Annotated in this window: 13 protein-coding genes; 5 read left to right on the forward strand and 8 right to left on the reverse strand. The window is 73.1% G+C overall.

The annotated features are described in order from the left end of the window. Window positions 1–3: 3 nt before the first annotated feature. From ACFY3I_RS03595 to rsgA, 4 genes are all read right to left on the reverse strand, one after another. Window positions 4–1,185 (reverse strand): SGNH/GDSL hydrolase family protein, encoded by a 1,182-nt coding sequence (locus ACFY3I_RS03595; RefSeq protein ID WP_390859154.1) that lies wholly within the window; start codon window positions 1,183–1,185, stop codon window positions 4–6. Window positions 1,186–1,568: 383 nt separating this feature from the next. Beyond that, complete coding sequence (locus tag ACFY3I_RS03600; protein ID WP_390859155.1) at window positions 1,569–2,063, reverse strand: methylated-DNA--[protein]-cysteine S-methyltransferase; 495 nt, start codon at window positions 2,061–2,063, stop codon at window positions 1,569–1,571. Beyond that, entirely contained in the window at window positions 2,063–3,451 is a 1,389-nt protein-coding gene (locus ACFY3I_RS03605) for a bifunctional transcriptional activator/DNA repair enzyme AdaA (RefSeq protein WP_390859425.1), read from the reverse strand. The genes ACFY3I_RS03600 and ACFY3I_RS03605 overlap by 1 nt, the downstream gene beginning before the upstream one ends. Window positions 3,452–3,522: 71 nt before the next feature. After that, entirely contained in the window at window positions 3,523–4,620 is a 1,098-nt protein-coding gene (gene rsgA, locus ACFY3I_RS03610) for a ribosome small subunit-dependent GTPase A (protein ID WP_365291906.1), read from the reverse strand. 399 nt (window positions 4,621–5,019) lie between these two features. Between rsgA and ACFY3I_RS03615 the strand changes: the two genes are divergently transcribed. Then, window positions 5,020–6,339, forward strand: a complete 1,320-nt coding sequence (locus ACFY3I_RS03615; protein ID WP_390859156.1) for an acyltransferase — start codon at window positions 5,020–5,022, stop codon at window positions 6,337–6,339. Window positions 6,340–6,471: 132 nt separating this feature from the next. On the opposite strand, the gene ACFY3I_RS03620 is transcribed toward ACFY3I_RS03615, so the two are convergent. Continuing rightward, a complete protein-coding gene (locus ACFY3I_RS03620) occupies window positions 6,472–7,482 on the reverse strand; it encodes a LacI family DNA-binding transcriptional regulator (protein ID WP_365291909.1) in 1,011 nt (336 codons plus the stop codon). Window positions 7,483–7,683: 201 nt separating this feature from the next. Between ACFY3I_RS03620 and ACFY3I_RS03625 the strand changes: the two genes are divergently transcribed. From ACFY3I_RS03625 to ACFY3I_RS03635, 3 genes are all read left to right on the forward strand, one after another. Beyond that, window positions 7,684–8,478 carry an ATP-binding cassette domain-containing protein gene (locus tag ACFY3I_RS03625; protein WP_365291911.1) on the forward strand — a complete coding sequence of 265 codons (795 nt, stop codon included), beginning with the start codon at window positions 7,684–7,686 and terminating at the stop codon, window positions 8,476–8,478. Continuing rightward, window positions 8,475–9,509, forward strand: a complete 1,035-nt coding sequence (locus ACFY3I_RS03630; protein WP_390859157.1) for an ABC transporter permease — start codon at window positions 8,475–8,477, stop codon at window positions 9,507–9,509. Before ACFY3I_RS03625 ends, ACFY3I_RS03630 begins: the two co-directional genes overlap by 4 nt. Before the next feature lie 118 nt (window positions 9,510–9,627). Then, window positions 9,628–10,629 (forward strand): ABC transporter substrate-binding protein, encoded by a 1,002-nt coding sequence (locus ACFY3I_RS03635; protein WP_390859158.1) that lies wholly within the window; start codon window positions 9,628–9,630, stop codon window positions 10,627–10,629. A gap of 97 nt (window positions 10,630–10,726) precedes the next feature. On the opposite strand, the gene ACFY3I_RS03640 is transcribed toward ACFY3I_RS03635, so the two are convergent. The 3 genes from ACFY3I_RS03640 to ACFY3I_RS03650 form a co-directional block, all read right to left on the reverse strand. Further along, window positions 10,727–12,247: a cellulose binding domain-containing protein gene (locus ACFY3I_RS03640; protein ID WP_390859159.1), complete on the reverse strand. Its 1,521-nt coding sequence runs from the start codon at window positions 12,245–12,247 to the stop codon at window positions 10,727–10,729. Between the two features lie 490 nt (window positions 12,248–12,737). After that, window positions 12,738–14,057, reverse strand: a complete 1,320-nt coding sequence (locus tag ACFY3I_RS03645) for a radical SAM protein (RefSeq protein ID WP_365291918.1) — start codon at window positions 14,055–14,057, stop codon at window positions 12,738–12,740. 173 nt (window positions 14,058–14,230) lie between these two features. Further along, window positions 14,231–15,238: a hydroxyacid dehydrogenase gene (locus ACFY3I_RS03650; protein WP_390859160.1), complete on the reverse strand. Its 1,008-nt coding sequence runs from the start codon at window positions 15,236–15,238 to the stop codon at window positions 14,231–14,233. Window positions 15,239–15,410: 172 nt separating this feature from the next. Here ACFY3I_RS03650 and ACFY3I_RS03655 point away from each other — a divergent pair, with 172 nt between their 5' ends. Further along, on the forward strand, window positions 15,411–16,664 hold the full coding sequence (locus ACFY3I_RS03655; RefSeq protein WP_365291922.1) for an FAD-binding protein: 1,254 nt from the start codon (window positions 15,411–15,413) through the stop codon (window positions 16,662–16,664). Window positions 16,665–16,733 lie beyond the last annotated feature (69 nt).

Below are 16,733 nucleotides of genomic sequence, written 5' to 3' on the forward strand. Positions count from 1 at the left end.
GGGTCAGAGCAGATCGACGAGGCGCACGGCCGCGGCCAGGGCGTGCATGCCCGCGTCGTTGAAGTGCAGGTGGTCGCCGGGGTCGTAGCCGGGCCTGATCCGCGTCGGCCGGTCCGGGTCGCGGACGACGGCGTCGAAGTCGGCGTAGGCGTCGAAGACGTGCCCGGTGCGGATCAGCGCGTTGACCCGCTGCCGTACGGACTCCCGGGCCCCGGTGTAGCCGCTGAACCCCTCGTAGGGGGTGAGCGTCGCGCCCACCACCCGGATCCCGCGGGCATGGGCGCGGGACACGACCGTCCGGTACGCCCGCACGAACTCGGCGGGGTCGGTGGCCTCCGGGGTGCCCTTGATGTCGTTGATGCCTTCGAGCAGGACCAGGGTCCTGACCCCCGCCCGGGCCAGCCCGTCGGCGTCCAGCCGGCTCAGGGCGCCGGGTCCGCCCGTGCTGTCGAGCAGCAGCCGGTTGCCGGAGATCCCGGCGTTGAGGACGCCGATCCGGTAGGGGCGCAGCCGCTCCGCGAGACGGTCGGGCCAGCGGTGGTTGGTGCCGAAGCTGGAGCCGTTGCCGTCGGTCAGGGAGTCGCCGAAGGCGACCACGCTGCCGAGGGTCACACCGCGCACGTCGACACCGGTGACGTAGTACCAGTTCCCGGTGGTCCCGGTGTACGCGTCCCCGTGCTCGTCGGCGGCCCGGCCGGCACCGTGCGCGGCGAGGTAGCCGGTCTGGAGCGCGACCCGGTGGTAGGTGGCGGGGCCGGGGCGGCCCGGGGTCTCGACCGTGATCAGGAGATCGGCGGCGGCCGGCACGGCGAGCGGCACCGGATCGCTCACCAGGTCCTGCCCGGCCGGTACGACCGCGGTGCGGGCGCCGTCGAAGGTGGCGGCGCGCATGGACCCGGGCACGGCGTCCGGGCCGGTGCCACGGCGCAGCGCGACGGTGACCGCGCCGAGCCGTAGCGGCGCGCTGCCCAGCCGGTTGCTGACGCGGACCCGTACCGCGCCGCCGCCGACGCTGAGGTGGACCACGTTGCGGTAGGCGGCGCCCGGCACCGCGGGGGCCGTACCGGAGGGCGCGGCCTCCCAGCTCCCCGTCCACGGCGACGGGCCGGTGTCCGCACCGGCCCGCCCCGACGTACCCACCGCGATCAGCAGCGCCGCGCCGAGGACCCGCCCGACCTTGCGCATCCGCACCCGCCCTTCGTGAGGCCCACTGGAGGGGAAGGTGGCACACGCGGGGGGAACGGCGGCGGCGACCCGACCGGTGGACCACCCGGGTGGCGCAGCGCGGGCCCGACGGAGCTGCGCCGCGGAACGCGTAGCGCGGAGCGCGTCCGGTCCGCGGTCAGTACGCGGTCGGTACGCGTCCGGGCCGCGGGCAGTACCGGGTCGCTCAAGCGCTCCCCCGCGACCGTCCGGGCCGCGGGCAGTACGCGGTCACTCACGCGCTCCCCCGCGGTGGCACACGCGGCCTCAGCGCGTGGACGCTCACGCCGCCCCCGCGCGTGGACGCTCACGCGGGAGGCCGCGCGCGGTCGCTCACGCGGGGGCCGGGCCCCGACGGGCGCGCCTCACCCCAGGCCCACCGCTCCCTCCATGGTCAGCAGCCGTACCTTCCGGTCGAGTCCGCCCGCGTACCCGGTCATCGACCCGTCCGCGCCGATCACCCGGTGGCAGGGCCGCACGATCAGCAACGGGTTGGCCCCGATCGCGCCGCCGACCGCCCGTACCGCCATCCTGGACGCCCCGATCCGCGCGGCGATCTCCCCGTACGTCGTGGTCCCGCCGTACGGAACATCGTCCAGGGCACTCCACACCCGCTCCCGGAACTCGGTGCCGCTGGTCCTCGACTCCAGCCGGAACTCCTTGAGTTCACCGGCGAAGTAGGCGGCGAGCTGTTCCTCGGCCGCCCGGAAGGGGCCCGCGTCGGCGAGCCAGTCCGCCTCGACGGCACGACCGCCCTTCTGCCCGGGGACGGACAGCGAGGTCAGCGCTCCGTCCCGGTCCGCCGTCAGGAGCAACTCCCCCACCGGCGAGGCGATCCGTGTCCAGTACGTGTCACCCATCAGTTCCTCAGCTCTCCTTCGACCAGCAGGTGCCGGACGGCGTACGACCGCCAGGGCCGCCAGTCCTCGGGTATGTCCAGGCCGGGTGCGGCCACGTCGGGGTCGCCGAGCGCGCGGACGCGGATCTCCGCGACCACCGCCGGTCCCATGCCGGGCAGGGCCCGCAGGGCCGCCTCCGCGTCGTCCCGGTCGACGCCCGGATCCAGCCGTACGGCGCCGTCCGCGAGCGCGGCGGCGAGCGCGCCGAGGCCGCCGTCCGGCTCGGCCCCGGCCAGCACGGCGGGCTCCGGGAAGAGGTGGGTGAGGCCGCCGGCGGGCGCGTCCAGCGCCTTGCCGTACCGCTGGACCAGCCGCTCGGCGCCGCCGGTGCCGACCAGCGCCCGTACCGCGGCCTCGGCCGGGTCGGCCGTGCCGGGCGAGCGCAGCCCGGGCCGCGCGGCGACCAGCGGAGCGAGCCGCGGGTCCTCGGCGAGCCGCTCGTCGACGGCGTACGGGTCGGCGTCGAGGTCGAAGAGCCGGCGCAGCCGCTGCACGGCGGTGGTCAGGTCGCGCGGGTCGGTCAGCCGCAGCCGGGCGTCGAGCCAGCCGCCGGGCCGGGCACCGCCGGCCGCGGCACCGGTGGCCTCCTCCACGGCGACGAGGGCGTGACCGTACGGCAGGCGCAGGGTACGGCGGTAGGTGCGGGCACCGGGGGTGCCGGTGACCTCCTCGACGCCGGGCACGGCCTCGTGTTCGAGCAGGTCGAAGACGGGGCCGGCCTGGTACGGGCCGCGGTGGGCGAGCCGCAGCGGGATCCCGGCGGTGGCCGAGCCGCGCCGGGCGCCCCGGCCGCCGGGCGCGGCCTCGCGCAGCCGGCTGGGGGTCGTGGCGTACACGGCCCGTACGGTGTCGTTGAACTGCCGGACGCTGGCGAATCCGCTCGCGAACGCGATCTCCGTGACCGGCAGCTCGGTGGTCTGGAGCAGCACGCGTGCGGTGTGGGCCCGCTGGGCCCTGGCGAGGGCGACCGGGCCGGCGCCGAGTTCGGCGGTGAGCTGCCGCTGCACCTGGCGGGCGCTGTAGCCGAGCCGGCCGGCGAGACCGCCGACGCCCTCCCGGTCCACGACGCCGTCACCGATCAGCCGCATGGCCCGGCCGACGACGTCGGCGCGGGCGTTCCACTCGGCGGACCCCGGGACGGCGTCCGGCCGGCACCGTCGGCAGGCCCGGAACCCCGAGCCCTGCGCGGCGGCGGCGGTACGGAAGAAACGGACGTTCTGCCGCTTGGGGGTGACGGCGGGGCAGCTGGGACGGCAGTAGATACCGGTGGTCCGTACGGCGAAGAAGAACGCGCCGTCGAACCGTCCGTCCCGGCTGCGCACCGCCTCGTACCTGGTGTCTTCGTCCATCACGTACTCAAGTGTGGACGACCGGACGCGTCAGGTCCGGCGGAAATCGGACACGGTGCCCGCGGGCGTCGCTACCGCAGGCGTCCCCGCTTCGCCTCCATCGCCGCCTTGCCTTCCGCCCCCCGCTTCTTCCAGTCCTTCTTGATCTCGGACCGGAGCCGGGCGTCCGTCTTGGCGACGATCCACTGGTTCTCCCGCATCAGCTTGCGGTAGCTCTCCAGCCGGCGTACGGGCAGCTCACCGGTCTCCACGGCGAGGCGCACCGCGCAGCCCGGCTCGCTCTCGTGCCCGCAGTCGGAGAACCGGCACCCCTCGGCCAGTTCCTCGATCTCGGAGAACACCTGGCCGACCCCGGTACCGGCGTCGAACAGGCCCACGCCGCGCAGCCCCGGTGTGTCGATCAGGACTCCCCCGCCGGGCAGCGCCAGCAGGTTGCGGGTGGTCGTGGTGTGCCGGCCCTTGCCGTCGACGTCGCGGGCGGCCCGGACGTCCATCACGTCCTCGCCGACCAGCGCGTTGGCGAGGGTGGACTTGCCCGCGCCGGACTGGCCGAGCAGGACGGACGTCCCGGAGCCGACGAGCGCGACGAGGAGGTCCAGGCCGTCCCCCGCCATCGCGCTGACGGTGAGGACCGGGACGCCGGGGGCGCTGGTCTCGACGTCCTGGACCAGGTGCGCGAGGGTCACCGGGTCGGGGACGAGGTCCGCCTTGGTGAGGACCACGACCGGCTGGGCCCCGGACTCCCAGGCGAGCGCCAGGAACCGTTCGATCCGGCCGAGGTCGAGTTCGACGGCGAGGGACACCGCGACGATCGCGTGGTCGACGTTGGCCGCGAGGATCTGCCCCTCGGAGCGCTTGGAGGAGGTGGAGCGCACGAAGGCGGTACGGCGCGGCAGATACGCGCGTACGTAACGGGGGTTGCCGCCGGGTTCCACGGCGACCCAGTCGCCGGTGCACACGACCCGCAGCGGATCGTGCGGGGTGACGAACGCCGTGTCGGCGCGCAGCGGCCCGCCAGCGGTGACGATGTCGCACTGCCCGCGGTCGACGCGGACGACCCGCCCGGCCAGCAGGCCTTCGGCGGCGTAGGGGGCGAACTCCTTCGCCCAGGTCTCGTCCCAGCCGTAGGGAGCGAGCGCGGAGAAAACAGCAGCGGAGCTGGAGGACAAGGGTGACCCTTCACAGGGCGGCCCCGGGAATTCGGGTAGGTCAGCCGGTGGCCGCGGAGGTGGAATGGATGAACTTCTGGTCACGGGCAGCGCCCATCGCAACGACAGCCATCGGTCACACCTCCTGTGCGTCAATCGGCCAACAGCGGCGGCGAATCCGTATCCGCCGCACCGAGCGACCTCACCCTAGAGGGCACGCCCACCGGGACGCCAACCGTTTTTCCGGCTGTGTTCCGGGCGGTGCCGTCGAGGAGCCGTGGCGGTGCCGTCCGAGGAGCCGTGGCGGTGCCCTCCGGGGAGCCGTGCCGGGCCGCGGGGGATGTCGTACCGGGCACGGATTGGTTGCGGCATGGACTTCCGGGCATGCCGGCGCCGTGGCCGCGGGCAGCATGACGGGCCATGAGCAGAGACCGTTACGTCGACTTCCTGCGCGCGTGGGCCATCGTGCTGGTGGTCCTCGGCCACTGGCTGATCACGGCCCTGGTCCGGGAGCCCGGTGGACGGATCACCGCCCCGGAGCTGCTGGCGACCGTGGACTGGACCCAGTGGCTGACCCTGGTCTTCCAGATCATGCCGCTGTTCTTCCTCGCCGGGGGCCATGCCGCGGGCGGTTCCTGGCCGCGGCACCGGGCGGCCGGGGGGACGGCCGCCGGGTGGCTGGGGCGGCGGGCGCTGCGGCTGCTGCTGCCGACGGGCCTGTACAGCGGCCTGGTGCTGCTCGCCGTGGCTGTCTGTTCGGCGGCGGACGTGGACGCGGGCACGCTCTCGCTGGTGGGCTGGGCGATGGCCATGCAGTTCTGGTTCCTGCCGGTGTACCTGCTGCTCAGCGCCCTGACACCGCCGATGCACGCGGCGCACCGGCGCTGGGGCGGGCGCGTCCCGGTGGTGATGGGGGTGGTCGCGCTGGCCGTCGACGTGCTCGTGGTGGCGGTGCACACGCCGTACGTGGGGCTGCTGAACTACGTGCTCGTCTGGGGTGTCGCCTACCAGTTGGGCTTCTGCTGGCGGGACGGTCTGCTGACCCGGCGGCGCCCCGTGCCGGTCCTGATGGCGGCGGGCGGTGCGGTGGCCTTCGCCGCGCTCGTGGTCCTCGGGCCGTTCCCGGTCAGCCTGATCCTGGTGACCGGGCAGCACCCCGGCAACACCGATCCGCCGTCGGCCGCGATGCTGGCGTGGGTGGTGACCCAGGTCGGGCTGTGTCTGCTCGCCGCGCCGGCGGTGCGGCGGCTGCTGGACCGCGAGCGGGTGTGGCGCGTGGTGCGCCCCGTGGGGGCCACCAGCATGACCCTCTACCTGTGGCACATGCTGCCGGTCCTGGTGGTCGCGGCCGCCTTCTACCTCACCGGTCTGGCGCCCGAGCCGGCCCTCGGGTCCGCCGCGTGGTGGGGGCTGCGGATCCCGTGGCTGCTGGTGCTCGGCGTGGTCCTGGCCGGCGTCGTGTCCGCGCTCCGGCCCCTGGAACGCGGGCTGACGGCGCTGTACGAACGGACGGGGCCGGACGCGGACCTGCGGCACGCCTGGCCGCTGTGGCTCGGCCTGGCGATGGACGTCGCCGCTCTGGCCCGCTTCGCCGTACGGGGGTTCGCACCCGACGGCCGGCTCCCCGTCCTGCCTGCCGTGGGCCTGGTACTGGGCACGGCGCTGGTGATGCTGACCCGGCGGACGACGGCCCAGCGCCCGGAACGGCCCACCACGGCGGGGGCGACGGGCCGGGCGTGAGAGCGGGTCCGGGCGTTCGGCACCTGGTGGCCGGTACGGGTGCCATACCGACCGGGGCGAGCGGCGGTTGCCCGGACGCGGTGTGAGCGGCGGTTGCCCGGACGCGGTGTGAGCGGCGGCCGGACGGTCCGGCTACGCGGCGAACGGGCCCGGCAGTTCCCCCGAGCCGCGCTCGATCAGCCGGGTGGGCATGACGACGGTGCGCGGTGGTGAGGCGTCGCCGTGGATGCGCGCGAACAGCAGGTGCGCCGCGCTGGTGGCGAGGGCGACCGGGTCCTGGGCGATCACGGTGACGGGCGGGGTCAGCCGGGCGGCGAGCGCGAAGTCGTCGAAGGCGACGAACGCCAGGCCGGCCGGGAGGACGGTGAGGGCGCTGAAGGCGAGGATCTCGTTGCCGGCCAGCAGGGCCGTCGGCGGGTCGGGCAGGGCCAGCATCTCGGTGACGGCGCGGGCCGCCGCCGGACCGGACCGCAGACCGTCCCTGACCAGTGCCGGGTCGGCGGTGACGCCGGCCGCCGCGAGCGCGGCCAGGTAGCCCCGCCGGCGTTCGCCGAACGTCCAGATCCGCGGGGTGTCGCCGAGGTACCCGATCCTGCGGTGGCCGTTCGCCGCCAGCCGTCCCACCGCCTCGCGCACCGCGCCGAAGTTGTCGACCACCACGGTGTCCACGTTCAGTCCGGGTGCCGCCCGGTCCACGCACACGATCTTCGTGCCCTGCGCCTGGGCCGGGCGCAGGAAGCGGTGGCTGCCCGCGGCCGGGGTGAGGATCAGCCCGTCCACCCGGCGGGCGGTGAACGCGGCGATCACCTCGCGCTCGCGGCGCAGGTCGGCGCGGCTGGAGCCGACCAGCATGACGCTGCCGCGCTGCCGGGCGACGTCCTCGGCCGCGGAGGCCACCGCGGCCATGAAGGGGTCGGCCACGTCGTCGACCAACAGCCCTATGGTCTGGCTCAGTTCGTGGGTACGACGTAACTGGCGTGCCACGTCGTCGCGTTGGTAGCCCAGCTTGCGGACCGCGGCCTCCACCCGCGCGGCGGTGCGCGGGGCGACGGCCGCATCGCCGTTGACGACCCGGGACACCGTCATCGCGCTGACGCCCGCTTCCGCGGCAACGTCCTTCATGGTCGGCCGGGTGGCTGCCACGCCACGTCCTCCACCTGCGTCACGGTTGAGCGTCGACTCGTTAACGTTACCAACTCGACGGCATATCAACAGACGTGCAAATACAAGGAGTTGGAGGGCCGGACGGCGCGGTCCCGGATCGGCTGCACCACCCTTGACACCCCGCTGCGAGCGCCCCAAGAATCAGCCAAGCTGTTAACGATACCAACCAGAAGGCACAACATGGCCTCTGCAAGGGAACCACTGCTCACCGCACATGGCGTGGTCAAGCGTTTCGGCCACGTCCAGGCGCTCCAGGGCGCCGATTTCACGGCATACCCCGGCGAGGTCGTCGCCCTCATCGGCGACAACGGCGCCGGCAAGTCCACTCTGGTGAACGTCCTGTCGGGCGTCCTCGCCCCCGACGGCGGCGAAGTCCGCCTGGACGGCGAACCGGTGCGTTTCTCCGGACCGATGGACGCACAGCGGCACGGCGTGGAGACGGTCTACCAGGACCTGTCGCTCGCGCCGGATCTCGACGCGGCCGCCAATCTCTACCTCGGCCGGGAGATCGTGCGCGGAGGCCTGCTCGGGCGGATCGGCATGCTCGACCGGCCCGCGATGCGCCGGGAGGCGGTCCGGGCCTTCGCCGAACTCGGCGTGGAGCTCAAGGATGTCACCGCTGCTGTGACAACGTTGTCTGGAGGTCAGCGGCAGTCCGTCGCGGTGGCCCGGGCGGTCGCCTTCGCCAACAAGGTGATCTTCATGGACGAGCCGACCGCCGCCCTGGGGGTGGTTCAGCGGGCCCGGGTCCTGGAGACCGTCCGCCGGGTCGCCGACCGGGGCATCTGCGTGGTGCTCATCAGCCACAACATGCCCGAGGTGCTGTCGGTGGCGGACCGGGTGGAGGTGCTGCGGCTGGGCCGGCGCGTCGCGTCGTACACCGCGGCGGACACCACGATCGAGGAACTCGTCGGGGCGATGACCGGGTCCCTGGACGGACCGCTCGGCGGCAAGGAAGCGGAGGGCGCACGATGACGGCCGAGAGCGAGAAGGTGCCCGTGGCCGCGGGCGGCCGTGCGGGGATGCCGGACTGGCTGCGGCGCGCGGCGACGCTCAACGAACTGTGGACCTTCGTGATCCTCCTGGCGCTGGTGGTGTTCTTCACCATCGCGGCGCCTGGCAAGTTCTTCACCACGTACGACATCACCCAGATCGCCGTGAACGCGGCCATCTACCTGGTGCTCGGCGTCGGCATGACGTTCGTGATCATCACGGCGGGCATCGACCTGTCGATCGGGTCGGTGCTGGTACTGGCAGCGGTGGCGGCGGGCGAGTTCAACATCCACCACGGCGGGCCGGCGTCGGGCTGGGGCACGGTCGCGCTCTGTGTCGTGATCGCGCTGGCCGTGGGCACGGCCTGGGGCGCGCTGCAGGGCCTGGTGGTCGCCAGCGGCAAGGTGCCGCCGCTGATCGTGACCCTGGGCGGGCTCGGTGCCGCGCTGGGCATCGCCGAACTCGCCACCGGTGGCCAGGACCCGGCGGGCGCGGCCTCCACGCATCTGCAGAACAGCCTCGGCTTCGGCAAGCTGCTGGGGATCCCCTGGATGGTGATCCTGGCCGCCGTGGTGACCGCGATCTTCGGCGCGGTGCTGGCCACGACCCGGTTCGGCGAGCACACCCTGGCGATCGGGTCGAACCCGACGGCCGTCCGGCGGGCGGGCATTCCGGTGGGCCGCCAACTGGTGAAGGTGTACGGCCTGATGGGGCTGCTCGCCGGGCTGGGCGCGGTGATGTGGCTGGCCTCGTACGGCACGACGTCGATCGCCGGGCACTCTACGGACAACCTCAAGGTGATCACCGCGGTGGTGCTGGGCGGCACCAGCCTGTTCGGCGGCCGGGGTTCGGTGCTGGGCACGGTGATCGGCGTGTTCATCCCGGCGGTGCTGACCACCGGGCTGATCGTGATCGGCGTCCAGCAGTACTGGCAGGACGTGGCGGTGGGCGTGGTGCTGGTCGTGGCGGTCTACGTCGACCAGATGCGCAGGAAGACCCGGGAACGCGCGTGACGCCGTCGGGCACGACCGCCTGGCACGGCACAACCCGATCGCACAGGACAACTCGATCGCACGGCACAACTCGATCGCGCGGGACGACTCGTTCGCGTAGGACAAGGAGAACTCTGTGATGAGGAGCATTCGCAGCAGGCGCGGGTTGCTGGTCGCGGTGGGCACGGTGCTGGCCCTCGGCGCGGCCTCGGCATGCGGCTCGTCGGACGACGGTGGCGGCTCGGGGAGTTCGGGCGGCGCCAAGGGCAAGAAGGTGCGGCTGATCACCGGGGTGAAGAGCGACCCCTTCTACATCACCATGACCTGTGCCGCCCAGCAGGAGGCCAAGGCCAAGGGGATGGACTTCACCGCCGACGGTTCCGCGCAGTGGGACGTGTCGGTGCAGCGTCCGCTCCTGGACTCGGTGGCGGCGGCCCGGCCCGACGGGCTGCTGATCTCGCCGGTGGACACCAGCGCGCTGACCCCCTCGCTCAAGCAGATCCAGTCCGCGGGCACCAAGGTGGCGCTGGTGGACACGACGGTGAGCGACGACTCGGTCGGGATCACCCGGATCTCCTCGGACAACGAGAAGGGCGGCCGGGTGGCCGCGGACGCGCTGGCCAAGCTGATGAACGAGAAGGGTTCGGTCGTCGTCATCAGCGTCAAGCCCGGTGTGTCGACGACGGACGCCCGGATCAAGGGCTTCACCGAGGAGATGGGCAAGTACCCGGGCATCAAGGTGCTGCCGACGCTCTACGACAACGACCTGCCCGCCACCGCGGCCTCCCAGATCCAGTCGACCCTCGCCGCCCACCCGGACCTGGGCGGGGCGTTCGCGGGCAACACCAACACCGGCACGGGCATCGCCACCGGTCTGAAGCAGGCCGGCAAGCAGGGCAAGGTGAAGGTGGCCGCGTTCGACGCCGAGCCCGACGAGGTCGCCGCGCTGAAGGCGGGCACCCTCCAGGTGCTGGTCGCCCAGGACCCCGCGTCGATCGGCAGGCAGGCGGTGGACCAGCTCGCCGACTCGTTCGAGGGCAAGTCGGTGAGCAAGACGATCGGCACCGACATGGTGGCGATCACCAAGGACAACATGGACGACGCGTCGGTCAGCAAGTACTTCTACAAGTCGCAGTGCTGACACCGGGTTCCGGCGACCCGGTCTGACGGGTTTCCGACGGCCGGCCGGGCCCGCACTCCGGGGTCCGGCCGGCCGCCGTACGCAGTGCCCGTACCGGTCAACCGGTCGAGCAGGAGTCGCCGTTCAGCGTGAAGCCGGACGGCGCGGAGTTCCTGCCGCTCCAGGTGCCGAGGAACCCGAAGGAGAGGGTGCCGTTCGGGGCGACCGACTGGTTGTAGGAGGCTGAGGCCGCGCTGACCCGGCCGCCGCTCTGACTGACGTTGGCGTCCCACATCTGGGTGACCTTCTGGCCGTCCCGGAAGTCCCACTGGACCCGCCAGCCGGACAGGGCCTGGGTGGTGGTGACGGTGACGGTGGCCTGGAAGCCGTTGGTCCACTGGTTGACCAGGTCGTAGGCGACCCGGCAGGTGCCCGCCGCGGAGTGCGTGGGCGTCGGCGTGGGGGACGGCGAGGCGGGGCCGGTGGTCCGGCCGCCGGTGCTCGCCGGGGCGGTGGAGGTGCCCTGGGGCTCCGGGTCGGGGTTGCCGCCGGCCGGCCCGGTCGGGGTGGCGGACGCGGACGGGGCCGCGGAGGCACTGTGGGTCGCGGTCGCCCGGGTGGACGGCGGCGGGACGGAGGTGGGGTCGGCGACCGGCTGGCGGTCGTCCTGGGAGGCGGTGGCCGCGTCGTCGGCACCGCCGCCGCCCATCGGCATCATCGACACGCCGAGCGCCACCAGTGAGATCAGGACCGCCGCGCCGAGCAGTCCGTGGCGCAGCACCCGGCTCCGGCCGGCCCCCTCCGCGGGGTCCGCGCCGTCGGTGTCACCGGCGCCCGGGCGGCCGGCGCCGAGCCGTACCTCGGCCGCGCGGCGGCGGCGCTCCAGGTAGGCGAGGCCGCCCCAGCCCACGACCCCGCCGGCCAGCGCCGCGGGCAGGCCGCCGCCGTGCAGCCGCAGACAGGCGGCGGCCTCGGCGCACTGCACACAGGTGGCGAGGTGCCGGGAGAGGTCGTCGGGCGTGTCGGCGGCGGCGGACCGGGTGACGGCGTCCAGGAGACGCGCGTAGCTCCGGCACTCGGCTGCCATGGGCGTGTCGAGGTGCGCACGGTGGCAGCGGTCCCGGAACAGGCCGCGCACCTGTTCCAGTTCCTGGGCGGCGACGGCCGCGTCGAGGCCGAGCCGGCGGGCCACCGAGGTCAGCGGCAGCGCCTCCACCTCGGCCAGCCACAGCAGTGCGGCGTCCGCCTCCTGCATGTCGCGCAGGCCGCGCAGTGCGACGGGCCGCTGCAGGGGCGGACCGGCGTACCGGGTGGCCTTCTCGGAGTTGAGCCACAGTCTGAGGTCCGGATCGAGCCTGTGGCCGTGCCCGTCGGACTCCCAGCCGGCGGCCGTGTTGCGGACGGCCGTGAGCAGCAGCGGGATCATCGGGAGCCGGGCGGAGCGCCGGCCGCCGCTGCGGGCGGCGGTGGGGTCCGTGTCACGGGCCTCGCGCATGCCGAGGGCGAAGGCCTCGGTGGCCAGTTGATTGGCCGTCAGAGATCCGGACGTGCACAGGTCGGCGTAGGAGAGCACCGCGTCCCAGCATTCGGAGAACAGCGCTGCCTCGGCGGCGTCCTGGGGGATCGGCAGGTCGGGCATGGGTCTCCTGCATCAAAAGCGAGGTCAACTCACCACATCGGCAATGGAGTTGGGGGGAACCTCGCGGCAGGACCCGAGCTTTTCACGTCTTCCGCACAACTGACAAGCGGCATATTCAAATCCGGTTACCGTTGGTCGTGCCACGGATCCTCCGTGTCACCCGCACCACCGGTCCCCGGCGCCACATCTGCCGTGCTCAGCCGCCGGGCCACGCCCCGGCCCCCCACCCGCAGCCGCCGGATGCGTCACCGTGGATCGCGGACCGGCGGGTGGACGCTTTCGTGTCCGCCGTGCCCCACCACTCCGCCCTGTCATACGCACCGCAACCGCGTTCCGACTCACCGTCCTCCTCGATCCCCCGCATATCAAGGCCCGGGAGGCAAGCGCGGTCGCCGCGGGAGGGGGAGAGGAGCCTCTCGGCGCTTCCCGGAACGCGCGAAAGGGCGCCGGCGGCATGCCGGCGCCCTCCCGTCTCCACCGCCCGGAGGCGTCACACCTTCGTCGGTTCCTCCGCGGGCAGGCTGTCCATGAAGGAGCTGACGGAGAAGACGGCGTTGCCGGGGCCGGGCGGACCGTACCCGGGGGGCGAGGACAGGCCGAAGTCCTCCATCGTCTGGCGGTACGCCTGGAGCAGGCGGATGTGGTACTCCAGCGGAGCGCCCTGCGGGTTGGCCTTGCCGAGCGGGGTCGTCGGCTCCGGGCACCAGGTCGTGAAGCGGGGCGTGATGCCGTGCGACATGAAGAAGCGCAGGCCCTCGGTGGTGGACGCGATCGCCTCGTCGACGGTCTTGAACCCGAACGGCTCGGCCATCTCCACGCCCGCCACGAAGTTGGGGATCACGTTGCGGGCGCCGAAGACGTCTGCCGAGTCCAGGATCCGCTTGTGCCACTCGTCCCGGCCGACGTACCGCTCCTTGCCCGGGCAGTACATCTTGAACAGGTACTCGTCCCACACCTCGTAGTTGGGGTGGTAGATCTGCACGCCGTAGTCCTTGAAGCGCTGGACGTCGTCCTTCGGCAGCGCCTGGGCGACGACCTTGCCGATCCAGCGGTTCGGGAAGTGCTCCTCGATGGCCTTGGCGTACATGCCGTAGAAGTCGGCCTCGTCACGGCCCTGCAGGCGGGAGGTGATGGCACCGCCGGTGAGGGTGTAGGCGGTGGAGGTCTTCGCCGTGTCGTACCGGTCGATGATCTCCAGGGCCTCCAGGACCTCGTCGACGTCCTTGACGCCGGTGTACGGCCGGCCGGCGGCCTTGTGCTGGCGCCAGTTGTGGTTGATGTCGCAGTACTGGCACTCCTCCTTGGCGCCGAAGTACTGGCAGACCCGGAAGACGGTGAGGTAGATCAGGTAGCCCCACTGGATGGTCGGGGCGACCTCCATCACGGACTTCCCGTTGGCCAGCTTGTGCCGGTAGTACTCCGGCATCGGCGGCACGCCGACGTCGGCGATCCGCTTGCCGTCGAGGTAGAGCCCCAGCAGCCCGTCCTCGTCGGCGGCCACCCGGTACGGCGAGGCGGGGTTCACCCGCACCGACACGACGGTCCGGCGCAGGTCGTACGGGCCGCCCGTGAGGATGATCTCCTCCGGCGGCCGGCGCAGCGCGGCCTCGCCCAGTTCGGGCAGGGTGCCGTGGTCGAAGGAGAAGATGAAGTACGACTTCGGCTTGACCTCGCCGCTCTCGTTGTCGCTCAGGGCCGACGGGTCGAAGGCGACACCGCCCCGGAGCAGGTCCTCCTTGAAGACGGCTTCCCTCGGTACATTCGGGAACCTCTCCATCAGATCCTCGACCAGCGCGGTACGGCTGCCCATCCCGTGTCTCCTTCCGACTCAGGCGTTCGACTCCTCACGGTATGCCCCCGCTCGTTCGCCGGACGTGCCGGGTCCCCTCACACCGAGTGTTTCGTCCGGTTTGGCCATAGTTCGCCCCTTCTGCTGGGACGTGGGTCACGCGGCGCGGGCCTGACGGAGGCCGGGACGGGTCCTCAGGCGGTCCGTTCGAGGACCGTGTGGTCGACCCCGTACCGCAGGCCCTCGCCGGCCGCCAGCCGCTCGGCCTCCGCCACGACGGTCAGGCCGAGCCGCGCCAGCTCGTTGCCCTGCGAGCCGGCCAGGTGCGGGGTGAGGAAGGCGTTGGGGAGGTCGAAGAGCGGGGAGTCGGCGGGCAGCGGCTCGGGGTCCGTGACGTCGAGGACCGCGGCCAGCCGGCCGGTGCGCAGCTCCGCGGCGAGCGCGTCGTGGTCGACCAGCGAACCGCGCGCGGTGTTGATCAGTACCGCGCCGTCCGGCATCAGGGCGAGCTCGCGGGCACCGACCATCCGGTGGGTCCGCGGCGTCTCGGGGGCGTGCACCGTGACGATGTCCGAGGTGCGCAGCAGTTCGTCCAGCGGCAGCAGCGGCACGCCGAGCCGGGCGGCCGCCGCCGAGTCGACGTACGGGTCGGTGAGGCCGACCGCCAGGTCGTGGGGGCGCAGCAGTTCGATGACACGGCGGCCGACGTGGGAGGCGCCGACGACGCCGACCCGGCGCTGGAAGTTGCCGATGCCGGGGACGACGCCTCCGTAGGGGTGGCCCCGCCGGGCGCGCATCAGCTCGCGGAAGGCGAAGACGTCCTTCCCGGCGAGGAGGATCATCGCGAGGGTGTACTCGGCGACGGGCAGCGCGTTGGCCGCGGCGGCCGAGGAGACGAGGATGCCACGCTTCCACACCTCGGGCGTGGTGAAGCCCTTGACCGAGCCGGCCGCGTGCAGCACCGCGCGCAGCGCGGGCGCCGCGTCCAGGGCCGCCGCGTCGAGGGTGGGGCAGCCCCAGCCGGTGACGAGCACCTCGGCACGGGCGAGGGCCTCCCGGGCCCCGGGACCGGCGAGGTCCTCCACCACCACGGCGGGGTCGATCGCCACGCACGCGCGCAGCCTGGCGAGCACCTCCGGCGGGAAGACGTGCGGCACGTTCCGGGCCGTCATGGCGAACACCGCCTGAAGACGCTCGGGCAAGGAGGTGACCTTCCGGCTCGGTGGCGCGCGGACAGCAACCGGTCTCTACGGTAGATCCCGGCGGATGAGAGGGTCAACGCACGCACACCGGGCACGACCGGCGCGCACACGGCACGGACACAGCTCGGCGCACCACGGCACAGCACGGCACGACAGGGATAGGACGACGGCGATGACGGATCCGGCGCAGACGGTCACCAACTGGGCACGCAACATCACGTACACGGCCAAGGAGTTCCACCGCCCGGACTCGCTCGACGCGCTCCGCTCGCTGGTCGCGGGCGGCACCCGGGTGCGGGTGCTGGGCAGCGGGCACTCCTTCAACCACGTCGCCGACCCGGGCCCGCAGGGCCTGCTGGTCTCGATCGCCGGGCTGCCGCCGGTGATCGAGGTGGACACCGCGGCCCGCACCGTCCGGGTGGCGGGCGGGGTGCGCTACGCCGAACTGGCCCGCACGGTCCACGCGTACGGCCTGGCCCTGCCCAACATGGCCTCGCTGCCGCACATCTCGGTGGCCGGCTCGGTGGCCACCGGCACCCACGGCTCCGGCGTGGGCAACGGCTCGCTCGCGGCGCCCGTGCGGGAGGTCGAGCTGCTCCTCGCCGACGGTTCGACGCTGACGATCACCCGTGGCGACGCCCGTTTCGAGGGCGCCGTGACCTCGCTCGGGGCCCTCGGCGTGGTCACCGCGCTCACCCTCGACCTGGAACCGGCGTACGAGGTCGCGCAGACGGTGTACGTGGAACTTCCGTTGACGGGGCTGGACTTCGCCGCCGTGTCCGGGGCCGGTTACAGCGTGAGCCTGTTCACCGACTGGCGTGAGCCGGGCTTCCGGCAGGTGTGGGTGAAGCGGCGCACCGACCGGGCCGCCGTGGACTTCGGCTGGGCCGCCCCCGCGACGGAGGCGATGCACCCGGTACCGGGGATGCCGGCGGGCAACTGCACCGAGCAGTTCGGGGTGCCGGGACCGTGGCACGAACGACTGCCGCACTTCCGGGCCGAGTTCACGCCGAGCAGCGGGGACGAGCTCCAGTCGGAGTACCTGCTGCCGCGGTCCGCGGCCGTCGAGGCGCTGCACGCGGTGGACGCCGTCCGGCGGTCGGTCTCCCCCGCCCTGCTGACCTGCGAGGTGCGCACGATCGCCGCGGACCCGCAGTGGCTCAGCCCCGCCCACGGCCGGGACTCCGTCGCCCTGCACTTCACCTGGGTCGACGACCTGGCGGCCGTACAGCCCGCGGTGGCACTCCTGGAGGAGGTGCTGACGCCGTTCGAGCCGCGTCCGCACTGGGGCAAGGTGCACGGCGTTCCCGGCGAGGTGCTCCGCGACCGCTATCCGCGGCTGGCCGACTTCCGTGCGCTGGCCCAGGACCTGGACCCGGAGGGGAAGTTCGCCAACTCCTTCGTCCGCGACGCGCTGGCGCTGTGAGCGAGCCGGTCCCGCGGACTTAATAAAGCCCTTTTCCTAATACCTTGTCGAAATCCTGCCGCAGCCCAT

Origin of the sequence: Streptomyces sp. NPDC001068, assembly GCF_042897315.1 — a bacterium.
Taxonomy (GTDB): Bacteria; Actinomycetota; Actinomycetes; order Streptomycetales; family Streptomycetaceae; genus Streptomyces.

What these genes read in the sequence shown, in the direction of transcription:
- ACFY3I_RS03595 (WP_390859154.1), bottom strand. Translation starts at nt 1,185, where the DNA reads ATGCGCAAGGTCGGGCGGGTCCTCGGCGCGGCGCTGCTGATCGCGGTG.
- ACFY3I_RS03600 (WP_390859155.1), bottom strand. Translation starts at nt 2,063, where the DNA reads ATGGGTGACACGTACTGGACACGGATCGCCTCGCCGGTGGGGGAGTTG.
- ACFY3I_RS03605 (WP_390859425.1), bottom strand. Translation starts at nt 3,451, where the DNA reads ATGGACGAAGACACCAGGTACGAGGCGGTGCGCAGCCGGGACGGACGG.
- ACFY3I_RS03615 (WP_390859156.1), top strand. Translation starts at nt 5,020, where the DNA reads ATGAGCAGAGACCGTTACGTCGACTTCCTGCGCGCGTGGGCCATCGTG.
- ACFY3I_RS03625 (WP_365291911.1), top strand. Translation starts at nt 7,684, where the DNA reads ATGGCCTCTGCAAGGGAACCACTGCTCACCGCACATGGCGTGGTCAAG.
- ACFY3I_RS03630 (WP_390859157.1), top strand. Translation starts at nt 8,475, where the DNA reads ATGACGGCCGAGAGCGAGAAGGTGCCCGTGGCCGCGGGCGGCCGTGCG.
- ACFY3I_RS03635 (WP_390859158.1), top strand. Translation starts at nt 9,628, where the DNA reads ATGAGGAGCATTCGCAGCAGGCGCGGGTTGCTGGTCGCGGTGGGCACG.
- ACFY3I_RS03640 (WP_390859159.1), bottom strand. Translation starts at nt 12,247, where the DNA reads ATGCCCGACCTGCCGATCCCCCAGGACGCCGCCGAGGCAGCGCTGTTC.
- ACFY3I_RS03645 (WP_365291918.1), bottom strand. Translation starts at nt 14,057, where the DNA reads ATGGGCAGCCGTACCGCGCTGGTCGAGGATCTGATGGAGAGGTTCCCG.
- ACFY3I_RS03655 (WP_365291922.1), top strand. Translation starts at nt 15,411, where the DNA reads ATGACGGATCCGGCGCAGACGGTCACCAACTGGGCACGCAACATCACG.